This is a genomic window from Burkholderia sp. AU33423 (assembly GCF_002223135.1).
Lineage (GTDB): Bacteria > Pseudomonadota > Gammaproteobacteria > Burkholderiales > Burkholderiaceae > Burkholderia > Burkholderia lata_D.
The window spans coordinates 1-22,397 of record NZ_NKFH01000005.1 but is presented as its reverse complement, the minus strand read 5'-3'; the positions used below and the strand labels follow the sequence as shown (position 1 = coordinate 22,397).

The window sequence follows — 22,397 nt, the reverse complement described above, 5'->3', positions numbered from 1 at the left end:
ATGAGCGCAATCCAACACTTCTTTAAGACCTTCTTCCTGACCGAGCTCCTGCAGGGGCTCGCGCTGACCGGCCGTTACACGTTCAAGCGCAAGGTCACCGTGCAGTTCCCGGAAGAAAAGACGCCGATCTCGCCGCGTTTCCGCGGGCTGCACGCACTGCGCCGCTACGAAAACGGCGAAGAGCGCTGCATCGCGTGCAAGCTGTGCGAGGCCGTGTGCCCCGCGCTGGCGATCACGATCGAGTCGGAAACGCGCGCGGACAACACGCGCCGCACGACGCGCTACGACATCGACCTGACGAAATGCATCTTCTGCGGTTTCTGCGAAGAGAGCTGCCCGGTCGATTCGATCGTCGAGACGCAGATTCTCGAGTACCACGGCGAAAAGCGCGGCGACCTGTATTTCACGAAGGAAATGCTGCTCGCGGTGGGCGATCGCTACGAGAAGGACATCGCCGCGGCGAAGGCTGCCGACGCGCCGTATCGTTGATTGTGTTTGCAGTGCCGGCCCGAAGCCTGGGCCGAGCCGCCGCGACGGGTGCGGCACGCGAGAGCGTCCCGCAAGCCGCGCCTGACTATGGCCTAACGATGAACCGGTAATCATGGAATTCACGACCGTACTGTTCTACATCTTCGCGCTGCTCCTGGTGGTATCAGGGCTGAAGGTGATCACTTCGCGCAACCCGGTGGCGTCTGCGCTTTTCCTTGTGCTGGCGTTCTTCAACGCCGCCGCGATCTGGATGCTGCTGGAAGCGGAGTTCCTCGCGATCCTGCTGGTGCTGGTCTACGTGGGCGCCGTGATGGTGCTGTTCCTGTTCGTCGTGATGATGCTGGACATCAACATCGACTACCTGCGCCGCGACTTCAAGCGCTTCGTCCCGATGGCGACCGTGGTCGGCGCGATCATCGTGATCGAAACCGCGCTGATCCTGTGGCGCGGCTACGGCGACACGCAGACGGTGCACGCGATGGCGACGGGCGAGATGGCCAACTGGTCGAACACGCGCCTGATCGGCAAGGTGATCTACACCGACTACATCTTCGCGTTTGAAATCGCCGGCCTCGTGCTGCTGGTCGCGATCATTGCCGCGATCGGGCTGACCGAGCGCAAGGGCAAGGACAGCAAGCGCCAACGTGTATCGGATCAGGTGAAGGTGCGCCGCAACGACCGCGTGCGCCTCGTGAAGATGGAAGCGGAAAAGCCGCAGCCGGAAACGGCGCAGAGCGAAGCCGGTTCGGGCACCAACGGCTAAGCGGAGGAAAAGAAAACATGCTGACTCTTGCTCATTACCTCGTGCTCGGCGCGATCCTCTTTGCGATCGCGATCGTCGGGATTTTCCTGAACCGCCGCAACGTCATCATCATCCTGATGTCGATCGAACTGATGCTGCTGGCGGTGAACACCAACTTCGTCGCGTTTTCGCACTACCTCGGCGATGTGCACGGCCAGATCTTCGTGTTCTTCGTGCTGACCGTCGCCGCAGCGGAAGCCGCGATCGGCCTCGCGATTCTGGTGACCCTGTTCCGTAAGCTCGACACGATCAATGTCGAGGATCTCGATCAGCTCAAAGGTTAATTTCAGGCAACGCTGTTATGTCAACGACACTCAATGAAAACCTGCTGCTGGCGATTCCGCTCGCTCCGCTGGCCGGCTCGCTGATTGCGGGGCTGTTCGGGAACGCAGTCGGGCGCAAGGGCGCACACCGGATCACGATCCTCGGCGTAATGATCGCGTTCCTCCTGTCGGCGAAAGTCTTCTTCGACGTGATGGGCGGCGCAAGCTTCAACGCGACCGTCTACGAATGGATGAACGTCGGCTCGCTGAAGCTCGAAGTCGGCTTCCTCGTCGATTCGCTGACCGCGATGATGATGGTCGTCGTGACCTTCGTCTCGCTGATGGTGCACGTATATACGATCGGCTACATGGCGGAAGAAGACGGCTACCAGCGCTTCTTCTCGTACATCTCGCTGTTCACGTTCTCGATGCTGATGCTCGTGATGAGCAACAACTTCCTGCAGCTGTTCTTCGGCTGGGAAGCGGTGGGTCTGGTGTCGTACCTGCTGATCGGCTTCTACTTCACGCGTGAGAGCGCGATCTACGCGAACATGAAGGCGTTCCTCGTGAACCGCGTGGGTGACTTCGGCTTCCTGCTCGGCATCGGCCTGCTGCTCGCATTCGCCGGCTCGATGAACTACGGCGAAGTGTTCGCAAAGCGCGCGGAACTCGCGAGCCTGCACTTCCCGGGCACCGACTGGGGCCTGCTGACCGTTGCCTGTATCTGCCTGTTCATCGGCGCGATGGGTAAGTCGGCACAGTTCCCGCTGCACGTGTGGCTGCCGGACTCGATGGAAGGCCCGACCCCGATCTCCGCGCTGATTCACGCGGCGACGATGGTGACCGCCGGCATCTTCATGGTGTCGCGCATGTCGCCGCTGTTCGAGCTGTCGGATACCGCGCTGTCGTTCATCACGGTGATCGGCGCGATCACGGCGCTCTTCATGGGCTTCCTCGGCATCGTCCAGAACGACATCAAGCGCGTGGTCGCGTACTCGACGCTGTCGCAGCTCGGCTACATGACCGTCGCGCTCGGCGTGTCCGCTTACCCGGTCGCCGTGTTCCACCTGATGACGCACGCGTTCTTCAAGGCGCTGCTGTTCCTCGGCGCCGGCTCGGTCATCATGGGCATGCACCACGACCAGGACATGCGCAACATGGGCGGCCTGCGCAAGTACATGCCGATCACGTGGATCACGTCACTCGTCGGTTCGCTCGCGCTGATCGGCACGCCGTTCTTCTCGGGCTTCTACTCGAAGGACTCGATCATCGACGCGGTGAAGCTGTCGCACCTGCCTGGTTCGGGCTTCGCGTACTTCGCGGTCGTCGCGAGCGTGTTCGTCACGGCGCTGTACTCGTTCCGCATGTACTTCCTGGTGTTCCACGGCGAAGAGCGCTTCCGCAAGCCGAAGCATCCGGAATCGCCGATGGGCATGGCGGCCGCGCACGGCCACGACGATCACGGCCATGGCCACGGTCATGACGACCACGCGCACGAACCGCACGAGACCCCGTGGGTCGTGTGGGTGCCGCTGGTCCTGCTGGCGATCCCGTCGGTCATCATCGGCGCGATCGCGATCAGCCCGATGCTGTTCGGCGACTTCTTCCAGCACGGCGTTGCATTCGACAAGGTGATCTTCATCGGCGAAAACCATCCGGCACTGGCCGAGATGGCCGAAGAGTTCCACGGCTGGGTGGGCATGGGCCTGCACTCGGTGTCGGGCCTGCCGGTCTGGCTCGCGCTCGCCGGTGTCGTTGTCGCATGGTTCCTGTACCTGAAGCGTCCGGAACTGCCGGCGTCGATCCGCCGCGCGTTCGGCCCGATCTACACGCTGCTGGACAACAAGTACTACATGGACAAGATCAACGAAGTGGTGTTCGCCCGTGGTTCGGTGGCGATCGGCCGCGGCCTGTGGAAGGAAGGTGACGTCGTGGTGATCGACGGCCTCGTCAACGGCAGCGCCCGGTTCATCGGCTGGTTCGCCGGCGTGATCCGCTTCCTCCAATCCGGTTACATCTATCACTACGCGTTCGCCATGATCATCGGCATGCTGGGGCTCCTGACCCTGTTTGTAACGCTCGGCGGCAAATAAGGCGGGGGACAACTTAATGCACGCTTTTCCGATTCTCAGTACCGCGATCTGGCTGCCGATCGTTTTCGGCCTCCTCGTGCTTGCGGTGGGTAACGACAAAAATCCGGGGACGGCCCGCTGGATCGCGCTGATCGGTTCGCTGCTCGGCCTGGCGGTCACGATCCCGCTGATCACGGGCTTCGACTCGAGCACGGCTGCACTGCAGTTCGTCGAGAAGTCGACCTGGATCGAACGCTTCGACATCGCGTATCACCTCGGCGTCGACGGCATCTCGATGTGGTTCGTCGTGCTGACCGCGCTGATCACGGTGATCGTCGTGATCGCCGCATGGGAAGTGATCACCGAGAACGTCGCGCAGTACCTCGCGGCATTCCTGATCCTGTCCGGGATCATGATCGGCGTATTCTCGGCGGCCGACGGCCTGCTGTTCTACGTGTTCTTCGAAGCGACCCTGATCCCGATGTACATCATCATCGGCGTGTGGGGTGGCCCGAACCGCGTGTATGCGGCATTCAAGTTCTTCCTGTACACGCTGGCCGGCTCGCTGCTGATGCTGGTCGCGCTGATCTACCTGTACACGGAAACGCATTCGTTCGACCTCGCGACGTGGCAGAACGCCAAGATCGCGATGACGCCGCAGATACTGTTGTTCATCGCGTTCTTCCTCGCGTTTGCAGTGAAGGTGCCGATGTGGCCGGTCCACACCTGGCTGCCGGACGCACACGTGGAAGCGCCGACGGGCGGCTCGGTCGTGCTGGCGGCGATCATGCTGAAGCTCGGTGCATACGGTTTCCTGCGCTTCTCGCTGCCGATCACGCCTGACGCGAGCCACTTCCTGGCACCCGTCGTGATCACGCTGTCGCTGATCGCGGTGATCTACATCGGCCTCGTCGCGATGGTGCAGTCCGACATGAAGAAGCTGGTCGCGTATTCGTCGATCGCGCACATGGGCTTCGTCACGCTCGGCTTCTTCATCTTCAACCAGCTCGGCGTCGAAGGCGCGATCATCCAGATGATCTCGCACGGCTTCGTGTCGGGCGCGATGTTCCTGTGCATCGGCGTGCTGTACGACCGCGTGCACTCGCGCCAGATCGCCGATTACGGTGGCGTCGTCAACGTGATGCCGAAGTTCGCGGCCTTCGCGATGCTGTTCTCGATGGCCAACTGCGGCCTGCCGGGTACGTCGGGTTTCGTCGGCGAGTTCATGGTGATTCTCGCGGCCGTCCAGTACAACTTCTGGATCGCATTCGGCGCGGCATTCACGCTGATCCTCGGCGCGGCTTACACGCTGTGGATGTACAAGCGCGTGTACTTCGGCGCGGTTGCGAACGATCACGTTGCCAAGCTGAAGGACATCGGCCGTCGCGAATTCCTGATGCTGGCTGTGCTCGCCGCGTTCACGATGCTGATGGGCCTGTATCCGAAGCCTTTCACCGACGTGATGCACGTTTCCGTGGAAAACCTCCTCTCCCATGTCGCGCAGTCGAAGCTGCCGCTGGCCCAGTAATCGCGAGCGGAGGAACTCAAGATCATGAACGCTCCTATGAATGTCCTGTTGCCTGACGCGCTGGTGATGGCCGCCATCGTCGTCGCATGGCTGAACGACACCTTTACCGGTGCTTCCGGCCGCCGCCTGACTTATCTGATCGCGGTCGTATCGTCGGTTGTCGCCGGCGTGTGGTTCGCGGTGCAGGCACTCGATCCGCAGCAGTACTACTTCTTCTCGAAGATGGTCGTCGTCGACTCGTTCGCGAGCATGATGAAGGCTGTCGTGTCGTTCGGTTTCGCGGTCTCGCTCGTCTATTCGCGCAAGTACCTCGAAGATCGCGACATGTTCCGCGGTGACGTGTTCCTGCTCGGCATGTTCTCGCTGCTTGGTCAGCTGGTCATGGTGTCGGGCAACAACTTCCTGACGCTGTACCTCGGTCTCGAACTGATGTCGCTGTCGCTGTATGCCGTCATCGCGCTGCGCCGCGATGCCGCACAGTCGAGCGAAGCCGCGATGAAGTACTACGTGCTGGGCGCGCTCGCATCGGGTTTCGTGCTCTACGGCATCTCGATGCTGTACGGCGCGACCGGCTCGCTCGAGCTGGGCGAGGTGTACAAGGCGGTCGGCGGCAACACCGATGCAGCCGTGCTGATGTTCGGCGTGGTCTTCATCGTCGCCGGTATCGCGTTCAAGCTCGGCGCCGTGCCGTTCCACATGTGGGTGCCGGACGTCTACCAGGGCGCACCGACCGCGATGACGCTGTTCGTCGGCGGTGGCCCGAAGGTTGCCGCGTTCGCGTGGGGCCTGCGCTTCCTGGTGATGGGCCTGCTGCCGCTCGCACAGAACTGGCAGACCGCGCTCGTGATCCTGGCCGCACTGTCGCTGATCGTCGGCAACATCACGGGTATCGTCCAGCGCAACATCAAGCGGATGCTTGCGTACTCGGCGATCTCGAACATGGGCTTCGTGCTGCTCGGCCTGCTCGCGGGCATCGTGAAGGGCGACGCAACGGCACCGGCGAACGCATACAGCTCGGCGATGTTCTACGCGATCGTCTACCTGATCACGACGCTCGGCTCGTTCGGCGTGGTGATGCTGCTCGCACGCCGCGATTTCGAAGCCGAAACGATCGACGACTTCAAGGGCCTCAACAAGCGCAGCCCGGTGTTCGCGTTCGTGATGATGGTCATGATGTTCTCGCTGGCAGGCATTCCGCCGACCGTCGGCTTCTACGCGAAGCTCGCCGTGCTCGAGGCGACCGTCAACGCGGGCCTCACGTGGCTGGCCGTGCTGGCCGTGATCACGTCGCTGTTCGGCGCGTTCTACTACCTGCGCATCGTGAAGCTGATGTACTTCGATGCACCGCAGGATACGACGCCGATTTCGGGCGATTTCTGCAAGCGTACGATCCTCGTGCTGAACGGCCTGGCGGTCGTCGCGCTCGGCCTGATCCCGAGCCCGCTGCTGACGGCCTGCCTGCAGGCAATTCGTCACACGCTGCCGCTGTAATGTCGGCAGCCGGCTGGTTTATCGTGCTGTTGGCGCTCGTCTGCGCCAACCTGCCGTTCCTGAACCAACGCCTCTTCGCCGTCGTGCCGTTCGGCGCGGCGAAGAAGAGCGGGTGGGTGCGGATCGGCGAGCTGATCGTGCTGTACTTCATCGTTGGCGCGCTCGGCTTCTGGCTCGAGTCGCGCGCCGGCAACCGCTTCGAACAGGGCTGGCAGTTCTACGCGATCACGTTCAGTTTGTTCGTCGTGTTCGCGTTTCCCGGCTTCACGTTCCAGTATCTCGTCAAACGACGCTGACGGCTTCGGCCGTCGCGCTCATTCCCGGAGCCGCCGATGGCCGAACTACCCAATCACGACGCCGCACTGACCGAAACCTGCCTCGAAAGCGAGGCGATCTTCGAAGGCGCGTTCCTCAAGCTCAAGCGCGATACCGTCCGTCTGCCGGATGGCAAGAAAGCCACGCGCGAATACGTCCAGCATCCGGGCGCGGTGATGGTGATCCCGCTGTTCGACGACGGCCGCGTGCTGATGGAAAGCCAGTATCGCTACCCGATCGGCAAGGTGATGGCCGAATTCCCGGCCGGCAAGCTCGATCCGAACGAAGGCGCGCTCGCATGCGCGGTGCGCGAACTGCGTGAAGAAACCGGCTACACGGCGCGCGAGTACGTGTTCCTGGCCCGGATTCACCCGATCATTTCCTATTCGACCGAATTCATCGACCTGTACCTGGCGCGCGGGCTGACGGCCGGCGAGCGCAAGCTCGATGACGGCGAATTCCTCGAGACCTTCACCGCGACGCAGGCCGACCTGCAGGAATGGGTGCGTACGGGCCAGATCACCGACGTGAAGACGATCATCGGCACGATGTGGCTCGACAAGGTGTTGTCGGGCACGTGGCCGCTCGGGCCGGTCGTGACGCCCTGAGCGCGGCGTCAGCGGCGGGTTGGGGGCCGCGTTACAATCCGGTGACGCGGCGCCGCCGCGTCGCGCGACCGGTATTTAGCACGACCGTTCACAAAACCGCTTTTTGCGCTACACTCGTCACACGCCCTGATTCAGCATGAAGGTCCTCGATTTACAGTGCCCGCACGGTCATCGGTTCGAAGGCTGGTTCGCTTCCGCCGATGAATTCGAAGCGCAGTTGTCCCGCAAGCTGGTCGAATGTCCGGTGTGCGGAACGACCGAGGTCAACCGTCTGCCGTCGGCGCCGCGCCTGAACCTGTCGGGCGCGACGCAGGCACAGCCGGTCGATTCGCGTGCACTGCAGGCGCAGGTAATGCGTGCGCTGCGCGAGGTGCTGGAGAAAACCGAGAATGTGGGCGAGCGCTTCGCCGAGGAAGCGCGGCGCATCCATTACAACGAGGCGCCGGCACGCAGCATTCGTGGCGTCACGACGCTCGAAGATGCGCAATCCTTGGCCGAAGAAGGCATCGACGTGATGCCGCTGCCGATTCCTGCCGCGCTGAAAGAACCACTGCAATGACCTATGCAGTGAGTCCTTGCCGGGCCGGACGGCTGCGGACAGGAGACACTGCGCATGGATCTGGATTATTCCCCCTCGGACGACGCGTTCCGCGTCGACGTCCGCGCCTGGCTTGAGGCCAACCTGCCTCACGCACTGCGCGCCAAAGTACTCGATCACAAACGACTCGATCGCGAGGATTTCGCGAGCTGGCACCGGATTCTCGGTCAGCGCGGCTGGTCTGCGCCCGCATGGCCCGTCGAATACGGCGGCCCGGGCTGGAACGCGACGCAACGACACATCTGGGACGAGGAGTGCGCGCGGATCGGCGCGCCGACCGTGCTGCCGTTCGGCGTATCGATGGTTGCGCCGGTGTTGATGAAATACGGCAGCGAAGCGCAGAAGCGTCATTATCTGCCGCGCATTCTCGACGGCTCGGACTGGTGGTGCCAGGGCTATTCGGAGCCGGGTTCGGGATCCGACCTCGCATCGTTGCGCACGCGCGCGGAGCGCCAGGGCGACCACTACGTCGTCAATGGCCAGAAGACCTGGACAACGCTCGGCCAGTACGCCGACATGATGTTCTGCCTCGTGCGCACCGATCCGGCCGCGAAGAAACAGGAAGGCATCTCGTTCCTGCTGATCGACATGAAGACGCCCGGCATCACGGTGCGCCCGATCGTCATGCTCGACGAGGACCATGAGGTCAACGAGGTGTTCTTCGAGGACGTGAAGGTGCCGGTCGAGAATCTCGTCGGCGACGAGAACCGCGGCTGGACCTACGCGAAATACCTGCTTGGCCATGAGCGCACCGGCATCGCGCGCGTCGGCGCGTCGAAGCGCGAGCTCGCGTTCCTGAAGCGTGTGGCGTCGAACCAGCGCAAGAACGGCAAGCCGTTGCTCGCCGATCCCGTGTTCGCCGCGAAGGTCGCGGCGCTCGAGGTCGAGCTGATGGCGCTGGAGGTGACGGTGCTGCGCGTCGTCAGCCGCGAGACGAGCGGCAAGGGGCCGGGCCCCGAGGCGTCGATGCTGAAGATCAAGGGCACCGAAGTGCAGCAGGCGCTCACCGAGCTGATGGTCGACGCGATCGGCCCGCTCGCCGCACCGTTCGACGTACCGTTCCTCGACGGCCAGCGCGAGCACAGCATCGCGGGCGACGACGATGCGGCACCCCTTGCCGCGTACTACTTCAATTACCGGAAGACGTCGATCTACGGCGGTTCGAACGAGATCCAGAAGAACATCATCGCGCAGATGATTCTGGGGCTGTGATCAGGGAACGGAGACAACCATGGATTTCAGCTTTACCGATGAGCAGCAGCAGTTTGCCGACGCGCTGCGCCGTTATCTCGGCGAGCAATACGGCTTCGAAGCGCGCCAGGCAATCGTGCGCAGCGATGCGGGCGTGTCGGACACACAATGGAGCGCGTTTGCCGAACTGGGGTTGACCGCACTGCCCGTGCCGGACGCGCAGGGTGGCTTTGGCGGCGGCCCGGTCGACATGCTGGTCGTGATGCAGGAACTCGGCCGTGCGCTCGTGATCGAGCCGTACTGGGCAACGGCGGTGGGTGTCGAGGCCTTGCGCGTTGCCGGTTCCGGCGCGGGTGAGGATGCGGCGCTGCTGGAAGCCGTCGCGCAGGGGCACAAGCGTGTGGCAGTCGCGTTCCATGAACCGCATGCGCGCTACGACCTGTTCGAACTCGACACGCATGCGCGCGAGCAGGGCGGCACGTACCGGCTGACCGGCACGAAGTCGGTCGTTCAGCATGGCGCACAGGCGGATGCGTGGATCGTGCCCGCACGCGTCGACGGAGGCGGCATCGGCCTCTTCGTCGTCGAGCGGGACGCCGCGAACGCGAAGGTGGTCGACTACCGGACGATCGACGGCCAGCGCGCCGCGACGATTGGGTTCAATGAAACGCCGGCGCGACTGCTGACGGGCGGTGCGCGCGACGCTGCGGCCCTCGAGCAGGTTGCCGATTACGCGACGTTCCTGCTGTGCGCGGAGGCGGTCGGCGTGCTCGACGAACTGAATCGCGCGACGGTCGAATACACGAAGACACGCGAACAGTTCGGCGTGCCGATCGCGCGTTTCCAGGCGCTGCAGCACCGGATGGTCGACATGCTGATCCATGCCGAGCAGGCGCGTTCGCTGACCTATCTGGCAGCCGTACGCTACGCGAGCGGCGATGCCGATGCGCGGCGCAAGGCGGTGTCGGCTGCGAAAGCGCGTGTCGGCGCCGCCGCGCGCTTCGTCGGCCAACAGGCCGTCCAATTGCACGGCGGCATGGGCGTGACCAACGAGGTCGCCGCCGCGCACCTGTTCAAGCGGCTGACGATCATCGAGACGACGCTCGGCGACACCGATCATCATCTCGCCCGCATCGCAGCGCTGCCCGATTTCGCGCAGACCGACGCGGCATGACGGCGATGCGCGAGTGCACCAACGAAGGAGACACCTAGTGGGCATCAGTTACGAAGACCTGGTGGTCGGCAGTACCACCGAAGTGGGCCGCTACACGTTCGAACCGGACGACATCAAGGCGTTCGCGCAACGCTATGACCCGCAGCCGTTCCACCTCGACGAAGAAGCCGGGAAAGCATCGCATTTCGGCGGGCTCGTCGCGAGCGGCTGGCATACGTGTTCGGTGTTCATGAGCCTGCTCATCAAGAAGCTCGGGTCGGACTCGACGAGCATGGGCTCTCCCGGCATCGATTCGATCCGTTGGCTCAAGCCGGTGCGCGCCGGCGACACGATCACGATGTATCAGAAGGTCCACGACAAGCGCGTATCGGAAAGCAAGCCCGACCGCGGCATCGTGTCGACGGAGTGGGTCGGCGTGAACGGCGCTGGCGAGACGGTGATCACTGTACATACCAAGGTGATCTTCGGGCTGCGCCATCCGGGAGGCACGCACGCATGACCGACGTGACCTTGCCGCTGATCGCATCGGCGCAGGCGCTGCAGGCGCGAGTCGGCGTAGAGCCGCTCGCGAGCGGCTGGATCGCGATCGACCAGCGTCGTGTCGATGGCTTTGCCGATGCGACCGGCGATCATCAATGGATTCACGTCGATCCCGAACGCGCGCGGCGCGAGTCGCCATTCGGCGGGCCGATCGCGCACGGGTTCCTGACGCTGTCGCTGATTCCGGCGTTGATGGCCGACGCGATGCGTTTCGAGCAGAAGATGGGTGTGAACTACGGACTGAACCGCGTGCGGTTCCTGAAGCCGGTGCCAGTCGGTGCGCGTGTGCGTGCGCTGTTTGCGGTAAAGGAAACCGCCGAGGCCGCGCGGGACGGTGTGCAGGTGACGTGGTCGGTGACGGTGCAGGTCGAGCGTCCCGATGTGCCGCTGCCAGTCTGCGCGGCGGAATTCATCACGCTGCATTACTTCTGAAGCGGGGAGCGGCATGCACGGATGCCGCTCCGCCCGTCACATGCGTGTCAGTGCTTCGCGTATTGCGTCGCGCCGAACAGCACCTCGCGTGCCTTGTCGTCCTGCAGCGCCTTGCGCATCGACGCGAGCACTTCGACACCGCGTTGCACGGCCGGTCGCGCGGCGATCGCGTCGTACCAGCGCTTCACGTTCGGCAATTCGTCGAGCACGATGCCCTGGTTCTGCCACGAGCGCGTCCACGGGAACGTCGCAATGTCCGCGATCGTGTACGCGTCGCCTGCGAGATATTCGGATTCGCCGAGGCGCTTGTCCATCACGTTGTACAGGCGCTTTGCCTCGTTCGTGTACCGGTTGACCGCATACTCGATCTTCTCCGGCGCATACAGGCGGAAGTGGTGCGCCTGCCCGAGCATCGGGCCGACGCCGCCCATCTGGAACATCAGCCATTCGAGCGTCGCGTAGCGTGCGGCCGGATCGGTCGGCAGGAACTTGCCGGTCTTCTCCGCGAGGTAGATCAGGATCGCGCCCGATTCGAACAGCGAGATCGGCGTGCCGCCGGGGCCGTCCGGATCGACGATCGCGGGGATCTTGTTGTTCGGGCTGATCTTCAGGAATTCCGGCTTGAACTGGTCGCCTGCGCCGATATCGACCGGATGGGCACGATAAGCGAGGCCCGTTTCCTCGAGCATGATGTGCACCTTGTGGCCGTTCGGGGTCGCCCAGCTATAGACGTCGATCATCGTGAACTCCTTGGTTGCATGCGCGAACACGGCGCAGGCAGCGCCGCGACAGGCGATTATTAGAGCATGGATCGATGCGGGCTGCCGGCGACGGAAATGTGCGTGCCGATGCGTGCGTTGCATGACAGGGCGCCGGGGGCGATTGCGTATCGTCCCGAGTCGTCGAGAGGGAGGCGTCGCCGCGCCGCACCGGGTCGATGCGGTGGCGATGCTTCAATTCAATAGCTGGCGCGACGGTTCAGCGCTTGTAGCGGGGCGGGCGTTTCTCGAGAAATGCGGTGATGCCTTCGAGCCCGTCCGCATGATGCAGCGATGCGACGAAATGATCTCGCTCCGTGGCGAGATGCGCGTCGAGCGGTTGCGTCGTCGCGTCGTCGAGCAGCGACTTGATGCGCGTGAGTGCGTTCGGTGAGATGCCGGCGAGCGCATCGGCCCATGCCAGTGCGTCGGTCAGTGCCGCGCCGGGCACGGCGAGCCGGTTGACGACGCCGAGCGTGTGCAGACGTTCGGCTGCAACGGGCTTGCCTTCGAACAGGATCTCGGCTGCGATCGCACGCGGCAGCGCGCGGGCGATGAACCACGAACCGCCCCCATCGGGCGTCAGGCCGACACGCGCGTACGACATCACGAACTTCGCATCGTGCGCGGCGACGATCAGGTCGCACGCGAGCGCGAGCGAGAAGCCCGCGCCGGCCGCGGCGCCTTCGACTGCTGCGATCACCGGCTTCGTCGAAGCGTGGATCGCCGTTACCCATGCGGCGAGCTGATCGATGCTGTCGGCCTGGTAGGACGGATCCTTCGAGCGGTTGTCGAGCAGCCGGTTCAGATTGCCGCCCGCGCAGAAGAAGCGATCGGCGCCGGTGAGTATGACCGCGCGAATCCCGGGATCCCGTTCGGCAGTGGCGAGCGCTTCGATGCCGGCCGCGTACATGTCGGGATGCAGCGCATTGCGCGCGCCGGGGTTGGAAAGCGTGAGGACGAGCGTCGATTCGCTCTCGGGCGGACGCGAGGCCAGCAGTTCAGCACTCATGCGAGCGTGTCTCCATCGGATGGCAGGGCTGCGGCAGCGGACACATAGCGCGTGCTGATGCGGACGATGTCGTAGCAGAGGTATTGTTGTCGTGGCGGACGCAAAACTTGCTTTAGACTAGCACGAACGTGCTTTTCAGCGCGATGAATCCCGATGCGGCCGACATCGATGCGGCCGCGCTTCAGCAAGGAAGGAGACTCCGATGCTACAGCTGTGCGGTATCCCGTTGTCCAACTATTACAACAAGGTGAAGTTCGTCCTGATCGAGCACGACATTCCGTTCGAGGAGTCGGTATGCGGATTGCCGGTCGTCGATCCGGCACAGCTCGCCGATTCGCCGCTCGGCAAGATTCCCTTTCTGAAGACCGAGGAAGGCGCGCTGTTCGAGTCGCAGGTGATCATCGAGTACCTGGCGGCGCGCTATCCCGAAAAAGGCATTTTCCCGGCGAGCCCGTTCGCGGCCGCGAAGGTACGCGAACTGATCGAGACGCTCGAACTGTATCTCGAATGGATGGCGCGCGAGGTTTACACCGAAGCGTTTTTTGGCGGCAAGGTCAGCGACGGGATGAAGGCGCACGTCGAGAAGCGCCTGCCGCGCGCGATCGATGGATTCAAGCAGATGACGCAGTTTTCACCGTATGTGCTCGGCGAGTCGTTCGGCCTCGCGGACATCGCCGCGTGGGTCCATCTGCCGGTCATCGGCATGGCGACGAAAGCCGTATTCGGACGCGATTTCCTGCTCGATGCAGGCATCGACTGGAAGGCGCATGCGAAGAAGGTGAGCGAGCGCCCAGCCGCACAGCGCGTGGCGGCCGAGCGCAAGGCGTATATCGACGCGACGAACGTCGCGCGTTCGTAAGCGTGGTTCCCGCAGGGCGGTGTGCGACCGCCCGTGCGGGTCTTACAGGCGGGCGAGCCGTTCGAGCGCGGACGCGAGCGTGCTTTCCTGCTTCGCGAAGCAGAATCGGACGACGCCCGATTCGTGCGGCTCGTGATAGAACGCCGACACCGGAATGGCGGCCACGCCGATCTCCGACGTGAGCCACTTCGAGAATTCCGCTTCCGGCAGGTCGCTGATCGCCGAATAATCGACGCACTGGAAGTACGTGCCCGTGCAGGGCAGCAGCTTGAAGCGGGTGCGCTCGAGGCCGGCCCGGAAGAAGTCGCGCTTCTTCTGGTAGAAGCCGGCAAGCGTCAGATACGGCGCCGGGTCGCACAGGTAGTCGGCGAGCCCGATCTGCATCGGCGTGTTCACCGTGAACACGTTGAACTGGTGGACCTTGCGGAATTCCGCGGTCAGCGCGGCAGGCGCCGCGACATAGCCGACCTTCCAACCCGTCACGTGATAGGTCTTGCCGAAGCTCGACACGATGAAGCTGCGCGCGGCGAGTTCCGGATAGCGCGCGACGCTCTCGTGGCGCGCGCCGTCATAGACCATGTGCTCGTAGACCTCGTCGGACAGGATCAGCACGTTGGTGCCGCGCACGATCTCCTCGAGCTTGCGCATGTCCGACTCGCGCCACACGGTACCCGTCGGGTTATGGGGCGTGTTGATCAGGATCATGCGCGTTTTCGGCGTGATCGCGGCCGCCAGGCGGTCGAACGGGATCGCGTAGTCGGGCGCTTCCAGCGTGACGAACACGGGCTTGCCGCCCGCGAGTTCGATCGACGGCAGGTAGCTGTCGTAGGTCGGTTCGACGACGATCACTTCATCACCCGGATGCACCGTGCACATGATCGCGGTCAGCAACGCCTGCGTCGCGCCGGCCGTGACGGTGATTTCGGCCGCCGGATCGTAACGCCGGCCGTAGACCTGCGCGATCTTGTCGGCGATCGCGTCGCGCAGCGGCGCGACACCGGCCATCGGCGGATACTGGTTGTGCCCGTTGCGCATCGCGGCGGCAACCGCATCGACGATGCGCGGATCGCAGTCGAAATCCGGAAAGCCCTGGCCGAGGTTCACCGCGCCTTTTTCTGCGGCAAGCGCGCTCATGACCGTGAAGATCGTCGTGCCGACGTTCGGCAGGCGCGAGGGGAAAACGGGAGTCGTTGGCATGTCTGAAGGAGCGTTCATCGATACGGTCGAAATCGGGTGGTGCGGCGTAGGTCAGGCCGGCGTGGTCGTCGTGTCCGGCGCGGCGTCGAGCGAGCAGGCCTCGGTAAATGGCGCGGGCTGCGCGATCCGGAAGCCGAAGTCGCGTGCGGTGCGCTTCGCGAGCTTCAGCAGCGCGCGGTCTTTCGACACGAGCCACTCAACCTGGGCGGCGCGGGCGAGTTCGAGAAACTTCTGGTCGTCGCGGTCCTTGCATTTCGGCAACGGCGGCGCACCGGCGTCGACGGGCGGCGGCTCGACGAGGCTCGCGAGCCGGGCGACGGTCGCGAGTGCGGCCGCCTTGTCGATGGCGCGCGACTGGAATTGCGGATAGTCGAGCACGTATTCGAGCTCGGTCAGGCAGCGGCCGTCGATCACGGCGGCAAGCGCGCCGCTTTCGAGCGCGGCCCGGATCGGGCGCGTAGCGGGGTCGTCGAATACGAGGATGTCGATCCAGACGTTCGAGTCGAGCACGACGCGATGTGCGGCATGCGGGGCGAGAGAGCGGGTCATTCGTTACAATCGGTGGTTTTCGTCTGACCGCAAGGCACGGCGTGCCAGCGAGCCTCTATGATAATCGTTCTCTCTCCAGCCAAATCCCTCGACTACGATACGCCCGCGCACGTCCAGTCTTACACGAAGCCTGCATTCGTCGACGACGCGTCCGAGCTGATCGACGGCCTGCGCAAGCTGTCGCCGCAGGACATCGCGACACTGATGGATATCTCCGATCCGCTCGCGCGCCTGAATTTCCAGCGCTTCGCCGACTGGTCGTCGACCTTCACGCCGGCCAACGCGAAGCAGGCCGTGCTCGCGTTCAACGGCGACGTCTATGAAGGTTTCGACGCGAAATCGCTGTCGTCCGCCGATCTCGACTATGCGCAGCAGCACGTGCGCGTGCTGTCGGGCCTGTACGGACTGCTGCGTCCGCTCGACCTGCTGCAGCCGTACCGGCTCGAGATGGGCACGCGCTTCGCGAACGCGCGCGGCAAGGATCTGTACGCGTTCTGGGGCGACCGCATCACGCGGGCACTGAACGAACAGCTCGAAACGCGCAGCGGCGCGGCGCGCGTGCTGGTCAACTGCGCGTCGACCGAATACTTCAAGTCGGTCAAGCCGAAACTGCTGGCCGCACCGGTCATCACGCCGGTGTTCGAGGACTGGAAGGGCGGCCGCTACAAGATCATCAGCTTCCATGCGAAGCGTGCGCGGGGTCTGATGGCGCGCTTTATCGTCGAGAACCGTATTACCGACCCGAAGGCGCTGAAGGATTTCGCGACGGAAGGCTATGCGTTCGATGCGGCGGCGTCGAACGATTCGACTTACGTATATCGCCGGCGAGTCGGCGAGTGACCCTGCCGGCCGTTCACGAGACGGCCGGCGCATGCATGAGGCCGGGCAAGCACTACACCGCCTGTTCCGGTCGCCAGCTCGGCGTTAGCGCTAAAGCGCTAACGCCGGTCGACAAAGGAGAGACAGATGGCCCTTTCGATCACCAGCAATTTCGACGCAGGCGCAATCGACGTCGTGTCGTGCGACAGTCCCGATGCGATTCGGCTGCGCGTGCGCGGCGACACCCGCTCGGAATTCGCGCAATGGTTTTACTACCGCTTGACGGGCGCGCGTGGCGAGCGCTGCGTGATGACGTTCGAGAATGCGGCTGAATGCGCATATCCGTCGGGCTGGCGCAATTACAGCGCGGTGGCGAGCTACGACCGGGTCGACTGGTTCCGCGTGCCGACGACGTTCGACGGCAAGACGATGACCATCGACCATACACCGGAATTCGACAGCATCTACTACGCGTATTTCGAACCGTACTCGGAAGAACGTCACGCGGCATTTCTCGGCGCGGTCCAGCAGTTGCCGCAGGCGAGCGTCGTCGAACTCGGCCGCACGGTCGAGGGCCGTCCGATGTCGCTGCTGACGCTCGGTACGCCGGAAACCGACGGCGCGCCGAAGAAGAAGGTGTGGATCATCGCGCGCCAGCATCCTGGCGAGTCGATGGCCGAATGGTTCGTCGAAGGCCTCGTCAAGCGGCTGGCCGGATGGGGCGACTGGGCGGGCGATCCGGTCGCGCGCAAGCTGTACGATCGTGCGACGTTCTATATCGTCCCGAACATGAACCCGGACGGCAGCGTGCATGGCAACCTGCGCACCAATGCGGCAGGCGCGAACCTGAACCGCGAGTGGATGGCGCCCGATGCCGAGCGCAGCCCCGAGGTGCTGGCCGTGCGCGATGCAATCCATGCGATCGGCTGCGACATGTTCTTCGACATTCACGGCGACGAGGATCTGCCGTACGTGTTCGTTGCCGGGTCCGAGATGCTGCCGAGCTTTACCGAGCAGCAGGGCAAGGAGCAGACCGCGTTCATCGAAGCGTTCAAGGTCGCGAGCCCCGACTTCCAGACTGAGCACGGCTATGCCGCGAGCAGGTACAAGGAAGACGCGCTCAAGCTCGCGTCGAAGTACATCGGCCACCAGTTCGGCTGTCTGTCGCTGACGCTCGAGATGCCGTTCAAGGACAACGCGAACCTGCCCGACGAACGTGTCGGCTGGAACGGCGAGCGAAGCGCGGTGCTTGGCGCGGCGATGCTGGCGGCGATCCTGGTGCACGTCGACACGTTCGCGTAAGCGTAGCGTCGCCTTATGAAAAAAGCCGGGGCATCTCAGGATGCCCCGGCTTTTTTACTTCTGTGGATGTCGCTTCGTCGTATCAGGACTTCTTCGCGGTCTTCTTCACGACCTTCTTCTGGCCGCTGGACTTTTTCGTTGCGACGGCCTTCTTGCTGCCGGTACGGCCCGATGCCTTGGCCTTGCCCTTGCCTCGGTGCGACTTGCCCTTGAATTTCTTCGTCGAGGACGAGGAGCGCTCGACGCGCGGCTTAAGCGGCGGGACCGGGTCGTTCCAGCTGAACGCGAGCATTTGTTGACCGACATAGCCGCATCGGAATTTCAGCGGCGTCGGGTCGCTGCCGTCGCTGTGGACGCCGAGGCCGTCGACAGTGACGATATTGTCGACCTTCACGCGCTGCTTGCCCTGGTCGAACGAGTCGTTCCATGGCGTGATCGTCGCGTTGCCGCTGTCGAATGCGTTCGGCGCGAAGTCGACGCGGTCGAAGGCCGACGACGTGCTGGCGATGAAACTGCCGTGCGCTGCACAATCGGCGGCGAGCGGATCGGCATGCATTTCGTTGACGAATTTGTTGATCAGTTCGGAGCGCTGGTCGAGCAGATCGGCGAATGCCGGTGTCGGAAGTGCAAGCGACAGGCCCGCAATACAGGCTGCCAGCTTGCCGAGCGCCCGGAAAATCCGGAGCGACGCAGGAGAGCTGTCCATCTGGTTATTGGTGAGGAGCGAATGAGACATCGGGCACGTATAGATGCCCGATGAAGAACCGGAGTTCAATCTTAGCGTAAAAAAGTTGTGCGGCAGTAGATGTCGCACTCTGCCGCACTGAGCGAGGGACGGTCGGCACGTGACGACGGCGCCGCCGCCGGAGGGGCAATTCAGGCGCGCGGGCCGCCGAGACGATAGCGCCGGACGTCGAAGGTCGTGACCCACGCGGGACGATAGACGGCGATGAGCGCGGTCGCCATGCCGGTGAACCACGCTTCGCCGAGTGCAAGCAGCGCGGTGTTCAGCAGATAGCCGGCCGGAATCACGACGGGAACGCCATCCGCGAGCGCGAGCTGGACCCCGGCAGCGGCAGCGGCGACCGCGATGATCGCGATGGCCGGCGACAGGAATCCCTGGCCGGTAATGAACGACGCGAGATTGTGCGGCAACCATGCGAGTGCGGCGCGCTGCAGCAATGCCGACACGGCGACCGGCAGCGCGCCGTAGATCAGATAGGTCAGCCCAATGCCCTGCCAGGGCGCATCGAAGATGATCGCGGCGACCGCCGTGACGGCGCCCATCGCGATCAGTGCGAGTGTCCAGTCGAACAGCGTGACGAGCAGCGTCGCGCCAAGCAGATGCATGACGATGCCATCTTCGAGCCACGCATTCGAGGCCCAGAGGACCGCAATGGCGGTGACGAGCGCGAGCCACACGTGCTGGAGCGTGGCGTCCTGCAGGCGCACGAAGGGACGATTCCAGATCGCGAGCGCGAGCAGGGCCACGGCGGCGATCCAGCCACCGATGCCAACCCAGAGCGGAAGCGGTGTGAAAAGAAAACCCATGCGTCCATATTACTCGTTGAGCATCAAAGGTGGGAATCAGCACACACCGACCGTCGCAATATCGAGACTGTTTGACTAGCGTTCGCGCCGGAACCGCGCCGGCGGCTCGGCGGCGATCGGCAGGTCCTGAGCGCTGTCGATCGCCGCCGGCAACGGGTACGGGCGGCCACTCCGTTGCGTACGCAGCGGGACCGGGCCCAGTTCGCCGATGGTCGGCTTGCGCGCGCGACTGCGGTTCGCCAGCAGCACCTCAAGGTGAGGCGACAGCCAGCCGTTGTAGATTGCGACCGCGGCGGCGCGGTTGGCGGCACCAAGCTGCTGGAAGATGCTGGCGAGGTGGATCTTGACGGTGCCTTCGCTGATGCCGAGTGTGCGGGCGATCATCTTGTTGGTGCTACCCATGTGGACGAAGCGCATGATCTGCGCTTGCCGCGGCGACAGGAGGCTGCTCGGTGGCCGGCGGGGAAGCGACCCGGCGAGCGTCTGGAAATGAGCATCGTAGCGCGCCGCAGCAGTAGAAGGTAGCAGGCGGAGCGCAATCGGCGGAATGTAATGCCCGCCCAGCAGCACGATCTCGAGCGCACGCACGATCAGGTGTGGCCGCGTGGAATGCGGGATCACGCCGGCGACACCGTAGTTGAAGAAGCGCTGGATGGCTTCGGGCGATGTTTCGTCGACCAGGACGGCGACGGGTGTCGGCGAGCACGCGCTGCAGAGCGCCTGAAGCTCGCTGAGCCGGCCGACGTCGAGCCAGTCGATCGCGAGCAGGTCGAAACGCTGGTTGCGCAGCAGCCTGCGCGCCTGAAAACTGTCGGGCGCATCGTTGATGCCGGCGTGACGGTCGATCTGTCGCAACAGGGCCTTCAGTCCGTCACGCCGCTCGGCGTCTGAATTGAGCATCAGGAACCGCATATTCAACCTCCGTTATGTGAGCCATTGATCTGCCGTCTGGCATGTCTTGGGTCTGATGATGACAAAGACCTTACACGATGTCTGCTTGGCTGAAAGGCTTAGGAAAAGTATGAAATTTCGGGCGGCGGGAAGGCAGACAAGTAAAAAGCCGCTCCGGCGGGAACCGTGAGCGGCTTCAGATGGGCAGGCCGTCAGGCCTGCTGTGGTGCAGATTAGTGGAAGTGCGGCTGGGCGGGTGACGCGTCTTCCGGCATTTCCGCGTGGACGATTTCGCCGAGCGGATCTGCGTAGAGCGGCACGCCGCAGTCATCGCAATATTCGGGTTCGAAGCGGCCCGCGTGCCGCCGGACGTCGGTTACGCCGCATTCCTTCAGCAGGCTCACGATTTCCTCGACCGGTCCTTCGATCGGCGTTTCGCCTTCGAGCGTCGCACTTTCCATCGACACGTCGCCGTTTTCGCGACCGTAGAGCGGCCATACGACGCCGTAGATTACGTCGTTGCTGGCACGCCGTGTGAAGCCGACACGGTACTCGTCGATACGGCGTTCGCCGAAGCCGGCGACCACCGCGCGCAGCTCTTGCGGTGCTGCACCAAGTGTGTCGAATAGATAACGAATGGCCGTTCTTACCGTATGTGGACGGATACGTTCGTCCGCATCCCGGCATGCCGAATAGTACGCGTCCGGAAGCAGGCATTCGAATTCGCAGCCGGGCAGCGCGATCGACAGGTTCGGGCCGCCTTGGGTGGTCCATTGCTCGAGGCACTGGCCGCGTTCGATCCGGCTGCCATTTTCTTCTTCCTGCCAGCGGAACAGCGGTGCGCCGGCGGGGGCCGCAACGACGGCGAGCAGGAAGCGCGGGTCGGCCAGGATCGGCGAGGTTTCGGGCAGGTCGCCGAAGCTGAGCTTGGGCGTGTGCTGGCTGATCGCCCCATGCGCGAGCTGCTGGGCGAGCCGGTAGGTCTCGACGTGGTGTCGCGGCAACTGGTCGATGCTGTAGAGGAACGGGGCAAGCCCGACGAGGGTACCGGTCGCAAGGACGTGCGCTTGCAGGTGCGTTCGAAGCGCGTCGGCAACGTCGCCCTTGAGCGGGCCCGATGGAATCATGTAGCGCGTCCATGCGAGAACCGGGACGGCGACCAGCAGCGCATCGAACGGTTGGCTGTCGTGCTCGATCACCATCGACTCGCTGTGCGTCTCGGCCATGTCGGCGAGCGCGCCATAGGCGTCTGGATGATTCTGCTGCAGATGGTCGAGCGCTGCGTCGAGCGTGGTCTGGTTGCCGTTGCGGACAATCTTGGCGAGCAGCGCATCGAGCTTCGCTTCCCAGAAGCGGTCCTCGATGCGGCTGCCCGAGGCGAAGAGCGCAAGCGACAGGCCGACCAGTTTGTCGGCATCGGGGGGGAGGCGTTTGGCGATTCGCTGGCGCATATTAAAGGCGTATATAGAAAGAGGCGAAGAACCTCACATTCTAGTCCGTTCTTTGCACCATAAGCGGTCTCGTGCCGACGCATGGCCGACCGGCCAAATTGCACTTTTGTAAAAAAGTTGCTTCAAACCCCTTGCGCAGATCGAAGAGGCTGCCTACAATCACGCCTCTTTCGCGCTAACGGAAACGCGGCGCGGGAGAAGGGAAGCAGGGCGGGTGGTGCGCTGGAGTCTGAAGCGCGCAGCTGGCCTGGAAGTTGAGCCCCGCAGTCGCAACGATGCAGTAAAAAAGTTGTTGACGAACTGCGAAACACGGTTCATAATCTCGCTTCTCTGCTGCTGAAAACGCAGCGCTGCTGAGAAACACGAAGTTCCTCGCAGAATGCTCTTTAAAAATTAACAGCCGATAAGTGTGGGCGCTTGATGAAAGCGAGCTGATCCTCGGATCAGATAGCGAAAGTATCAAGAGTCTCACACTAAAGTAAGTCAGGTTTATGAAGTGATTCAT

Annotated in this window: 25 protein-coding genes; 16 read left to right on the top strand and 9 right to left on the bottom strand. The window is 63.5% G+C overall.

The features are described from left to right. The 13 genes from nuoI (at position 1) to CFB50_RS12460 (ending at position 11,503) form a co-directional block, all read left to right on the top strand. The gene (nuoI, locus tag CFB50_RS12520) at positions 1–489 is read left to right on the top strand and encodes an NADH-quinone oxidoreductase subunit NuoI (protein WP_069248466.1); all 489 of its coding nucleotides are present in this window, start codon (positions 1–3) and stop codon (positions 487–489) included. Positions 490–601: 112 nt separating this feature from the next. Beyond that, positions 602–1,252, top strand: coding sequence for an NADH-quinone oxidoreductase subunit J (locus CFB50_RS12515; protein WP_046544750.1), 651 nt, complete (start codon positions 602–604; stop codon positions 1,250–1,252). Positions 1,253–1,269: 17 nt separating this feature from the next. Then, a complete protein-coding gene (nuoK, locus tag CFB50_RS12510; protein WP_006478272.1) occupies positions 1,270–1,575 on the top strand; it encodes an NADH-quinone oxidoreductase subunit NuoK in 306 nt (101 codons plus the stop codon). Between the two features lie 17 nt (positions 1,576–1,592). Beyond that, on the top strand, positions 1,593–3,647 hold the full coding sequence (gene nuoL, locus CFB50_RS12505) for an NADH-quinone oxidoreductase subunit L (protein WP_039370608.1): 2,055 nt from the start codon (positions 1,593–1,595) through the stop codon (positions 3,645–3,647). Between the two features lie 16 nt (positions 3,648–3,663). After that, positions 3,664–5,154: an NADH-quinone oxidoreductase subunit M gene (locus CFB50_RS12500; protein WP_011352692.1), complete on the top strand. Its 1,491-nt coding sequence runs from the start codon at positions 3,664–3,666 to the stop codon at positions 5,152–5,154. A gap of 36 nt (positions 5,155–5,190) precedes the next feature. Next, the gene (gene nuoN / locus CFB50_RS12495; protein ID WP_174944551.1) at positions 5,191–6,645 is read left to right on the top strand and encodes an NADH-quinone oxidoreductase subunit NuoN; all 1,455 of its coding nucleotides are present in this window, start codon (positions 5,191–5,193) and stop codon (positions 6,643–6,645) included. Further along, positions 6,645–6,941, top strand: a complete 297-nt coding sequence (locus CFB50_RS12490) for a DUF2818 family protein (protein ID WP_039370614.1) — start codon at positions 6,645–6,647, stop codon at positions 6,939–6,941. The genes nuoN and CFB50_RS12490 overlap by 1 nt, the downstream gene beginning before the upstream one ends. Positions 6,942–6,977: 36 nt before the next feature. Further along, a complete protein-coding gene (locus CFB50_RS12485; RefSeq protein ID WP_089446109.1) occupies positions 6,978–7,568 on the top strand; it encodes an NUDIX domain-containing protein in 591 nt (196 codons plus the stop codon). Positions 7,569–7,704: 136 nt separating this feature from the next. Beyond that, positions 7,705–8,127 carry a DUF1178 family protein gene (locus tag CFB50_RS12480; protein ID WP_069248463.1) on the top strand — a complete coding sequence of 141 codons (423 nt, stop codon included), beginning with the start codon at positions 7,705–7,707 and terminating at the stop codon, positions 8,125–8,127. Positions 8,128–8,181: 54 nt separating this feature from the next. After that, positions 8,182–9,378, top strand: a complete 1,197-nt coding sequence (locus CFB50_RS12475; RefSeq protein ID WP_069248462.1) for an acyl-CoA dehydrogenase family protein — start codon at positions 8,182–8,184, stop codon at positions 9,376–9,378. A gap of 19 nt (positions 9,379–9,397) precedes the next feature. Beyond that, on the top strand, positions 9,398–10,531 hold the full coding sequence (locus tag CFB50_RS12470; RefSeq protein WP_089446108.1) for an acyl-CoA dehydrogenase family protein: 1,134 nt from the start codon (positions 9,398–9,400) through the stop codon (positions 10,529–10,531). A gap of 37 nt (positions 10,532–10,568) precedes the next feature. Further along, on the top strand, positions 10,569–11,030 hold the full coding sequence (locus CFB50_RS12465; RefSeq protein ID WP_039370623.1) for a MaoC family dehydratase: 462 nt from the start codon (positions 10,569–10,571) through the stop codon (positions 11,028–11,030). Next, positions 11,027–11,503 (top strand): MaoC family dehydratase, encoded by a 477-nt coding sequence (locus tag CFB50_RS12460; RefSeq protein WP_089446107.1) that lies wholly within the window; start codon positions 11,027–11,029, stop codon positions 11,501–11,503. Before CFB50_RS12465 ends, CFB50_RS12460 begins: the two co-directional genes overlap by 4 nt. A 47-nt stretch (positions 11,504–11,550) precedes the next feature. Here the strand turns inward: CFB50_RS12460 and CFB50_RS12455 are convergent, their stop codons facing one another. The 3 genes from CFB50_RS12455 to CFB50_RS38705 form a co-directional block, all read right to left on the bottom strand. Further along, positions 11,551–12,243 carry a glutathione binding-like protein gene (locus CFB50_RS12455; RefSeq protein ID WP_089446106.1) on the bottom strand — a complete coding sequence of 231 codons (693 nt, stop codon included), beginning with the start codon at positions 12,241–12,243 and terminating at the stop codon, positions 11,551–11,553. Positions 12,244–12,481: 238 nt separating this feature from the next. After that, entirely contained in the window at positions 12,482–13,273 is a 792-nt protein-coding gene (locus CFB50_RS12450) for an oxepin-CoA hydrolase, alternative type (protein ID WP_089446105.1), read from the bottom strand. Continuing rightward, complete coding sequence (locus tag CFB50_RS38705) at positions 13,270–13,461, bottom strand: hypothetical protein (RefSeq protein ID WP_144020651.1); 192 nt, start codon at positions 13,459–13,461, stop codon at positions 13,270–13,272. The genes CFB50_RS12450 and CFB50_RS38705 overlap by 4 nt, the downstream gene beginning before the upstream one ends. Before the next feature lie 14 nt (positions 13,462–13,475). On the opposite strand from CFB50_RS38705, the gene CFB50_RS12445 reads away from it, so the two are divergent. After that, positions 13,476–14,132: a glutathione S-transferase family protein gene (locus tag CFB50_RS12445; RefSeq protein ID WP_089446104.1), complete on the top strand. Its 657-nt coding sequence runs from the start codon at positions 13,476–13,478 to the stop codon at positions 14,130–14,132. Between the two features lie 42 nt (positions 14,133–14,174). Here the strand turns inward: CFB50_RS12445 and CFB50_RS12440 are convergent, their stop codons facing one another. Further along, complete coding sequence (locus CFB50_RS12440; protein ID WP_089446103.1) at positions 14,175–15,347, bottom strand: pyridoxal phosphate-dependent aminotransferase; 1,173 nt, start codon at positions 15,345–15,347, stop codon at positions 14,175–14,177. Positions 15,348–15,380: 33 nt separating this feature from the next. Next, positions 15,381–15,878 carry a putative toxin-antitoxin system toxin component, PIN family gene (locus CFB50_RS12435; protein ID WP_089446102.1) on the bottom strand — a complete coding sequence of 166 codons (498 nt, stop codon included), beginning with the start codon at positions 15,876–15,878 and terminating at the stop codon, positions 15,381–15,383. Between the two features lie 57 nt (positions 15,879–15,935). Between CFB50_RS12435 and yaaA the strand changes: the two genes are divergently transcribed. After that, positions 15,936–16,718: a peroxide stress protein YaaA gene (gene yaaA, locus CFB50_RS12430; protein ID WP_069248455.1), complete on the top strand. Its 783-nt coding sequence runs from the start codon at positions 15,936–15,938 to the stop codon at positions 16,716–16,718. Positions 16,719–16,844: 126 nt separating this feature from the next. Continuing rightward, positions 16,845–17,999 (top strand): M14 family metallopeptidase, encoded by a 1,155-nt coding sequence (locus CFB50_RS12425; RefSeq protein ID WP_089446101.1) that lies wholly within the window; start codon positions 16,845–16,847, stop codon positions 17,997–17,999. 82 nt (positions 18,000–18,081) lie between these two features. Here CFB50_RS12425 and CFB50_RS12420 read toward each other — a convergent pair whose 3' ends face one another. The 4 genes from CFB50_RS12420 to CFB50_RS12405 all read right to left on the bottom strand — a co-directional run bounded on the left by CFB50_RS12420 (position 18,082) and on the right by CFB50_RS12405 (position 21,892). Beyond that, complete coding sequence (locus CFB50_RS12420) at positions 18,082–18,735, bottom strand: BspC domain-containing protein (RefSeq protein ID WP_089446100.1); 654 nt, start codon at positions 18,733–18,735, stop codon at positions 18,082–18,084. Positions 18,736–18,875: 140 nt separating this feature from the next. Next, positions 18,876–19,550, bottom strand: a complete 675-nt coding sequence (locus CFB50_RS12415; RefSeq protein WP_011352675.1) for an energy-coupling factor ABC transporter permease — start codon at positions 19,548–19,550, stop codon at positions 18,876–18,878. Between the two features lie 75 nt (positions 19,551–19,625). Further along, positions 19,626–20,462 (bottom strand): response regulator transcription factor, encoded by an 837-nt coding sequence (locus CFB50_RS12410; protein WP_089446099.1) that lies wholly within the window; start codon positions 20,460–20,462, stop codon positions 19,626–19,628. A 212-nt stretch (positions 20,463–20,674) separates the two neighbouring features. Next, the gene (locus CFB50_RS12405) at positions 20,675–21,892 is read right to left on the bottom strand and encodes a DUF2863 family protein (RefSeq protein WP_089446098.1); all 1,218 of its coding nucleotides are present in this window, start codon (positions 21,890–21,892) and stop codon (positions 20,675–20,677) included. Between the last annotated feature and the right edge of the window lie 505 nt (positions 21,893–22,397).

Coding starts and splice junctions, on each gene's coding strand:
- nuoK (WP_006478272.1), top strand. CDS start 1,270: ATGCTGACTCTTGCTCATTACCTCGTGCTCGGCGCGATCCTCTTTGCG.
- CFB50_RS12415 (WP_011352675.1), bottom strand. CDS start 19,550: ATGGGTTTTCTTTTCACACCGCTTCCGCTCTGGGTTGGCATCGGTGGC.
- CFB50_RS12485 (WP_089446109.1), top strand. CDS start 6,978: ATGGCCGAACTACCCAATCACGACGCCGCACTGACCGAAACCTGCCTC.
- CFB50_RS12435 (WP_089446102.1), bottom strand. CDS start 15,878: ATGACCCGCTCTCTCGCCCCGCATGCCGCACATCGCGTCGTGCTCGAC.
- CFB50_RS12410 (WP_089446099.1), bottom strand. CDS start 20,462: ATGCGGTTCCTGATGCTCAATTCAGACGCCGAGCGGCGTGACGGACTG.
- CFB50_RS12490 (WP_039370614.1), top strand. CDS start 6,645: ATGTCGGCAGCCGGCTGGTTTATCGTGCTGTTGGCGCTCGTCTGCGCC.
- CFB50_RS12480 (WP_069248463.1), top strand. CDS start 7,705: ATGAAGGTCCTCGATTTACAGTGCCCGCACGGTCATCGGTTCGAAGGC.
- CFB50_RS12420 (WP_089446100.1), bottom strand. CDS start 18,735: ATGTCTCATTCGCTCCTCACCAATAACCAGATGGACAGCTCTCCTGCG.
- CFB50_RS12500 (WP_011352692.1), top strand. CDS start 3,664: ATGCACGCTTTTCCGATTCTCAGTACCGCGATCTGGCTGCCGATCGTT.
- CFB50_RS12445 (WP_089446104.1), top strand. CDS start 13,476: ATGCTACAGCTGTGCGGTATCCCGTTGTCCAACTATTACAACAAGGTG.
- CFB50_RS12470 (WP_089446108.1), top strand. CDS start 9,398: ATGGATTTCAGCTTTACCGATGAGCAGCAGCAGTTTGCCGACGCGCTG.
- CFB50_RS12440 (WP_089446103.1), bottom strand. CDS start 15,347: ATGAACGCTCCTTCAGACATGCCAACGACTCCCGTTTTCCCCTCGCGC.
- yaaA (WP_069248455.1), top strand. CDS start 15,936: ATGATAATCGTTCTCTCTCCAGCCAAATCCCTCGACTACGATACGCCC.
- CFB50_RS12515 (WP_046544750.1), top strand. CDS start 602: ATGGAATTCACGACCGTACTGTTCTACATCTTCGCGCTGCTCCTGGTG.
- nuoN (WP_174944551.1), top strand. CDS start 5,191: ATGAATGTCCTGTTGCCTGACGCGCTGGTGATGGCCGCCATCGTCGTC.
- CFB50_RS12455 (WP_089446106.1), bottom strand. CDS start 12,243: ATGATCGACGTCTATAGCTGGGCGACCCCGAACGGCCACAAGGTGCAC.
- CFB50_RS12460 (WP_089446107.1), top strand. CDS start 11,027: ATGACCGACGTGACCTTGCCGCTGATCGCATCGGCGCAGGCGCTGCAG.
- CFB50_RS12475 (WP_069248462.1), top strand. CDS start 8,182: ATGGATCTGGATTATTCCCCCTCGGACGACGCGTTCCGCGTCGACGTC.
- CFB50_RS12405 (WP_089446098.1), bottom strand. CDS start 21,892: ATGCGCCAGCGAATCGCCAAACGCCTCCCCCCCGATGCCGACAAACTG.
- nuoI (WP_069248466.1), top strand. CDS start 1: ATGAGCGCAATCCAACACTTCTTTAAGACCTTCTTCCTGACCGAGCTC.
- CFB50_RS12425 (WP_089446101.1), top strand. CDS start 16,845: ATGGCCCTTTCGATCACCAGCAATTTCGACGCAGGCGCAATCGACGTC.
- nuoL (WP_039370608.1), top strand. CDS start 1,593: ATGTCAACGACACTCAATGAAAACCTGCTGCTGGCGATTCCGCTCGCT.
- CFB50_RS12450 (WP_089446105.1), bottom strand. CDS start 13,273: ATGAGTGCTGAACTGCTGGCCTCGCGTCCGCCCGAGAGCGAATCGACG.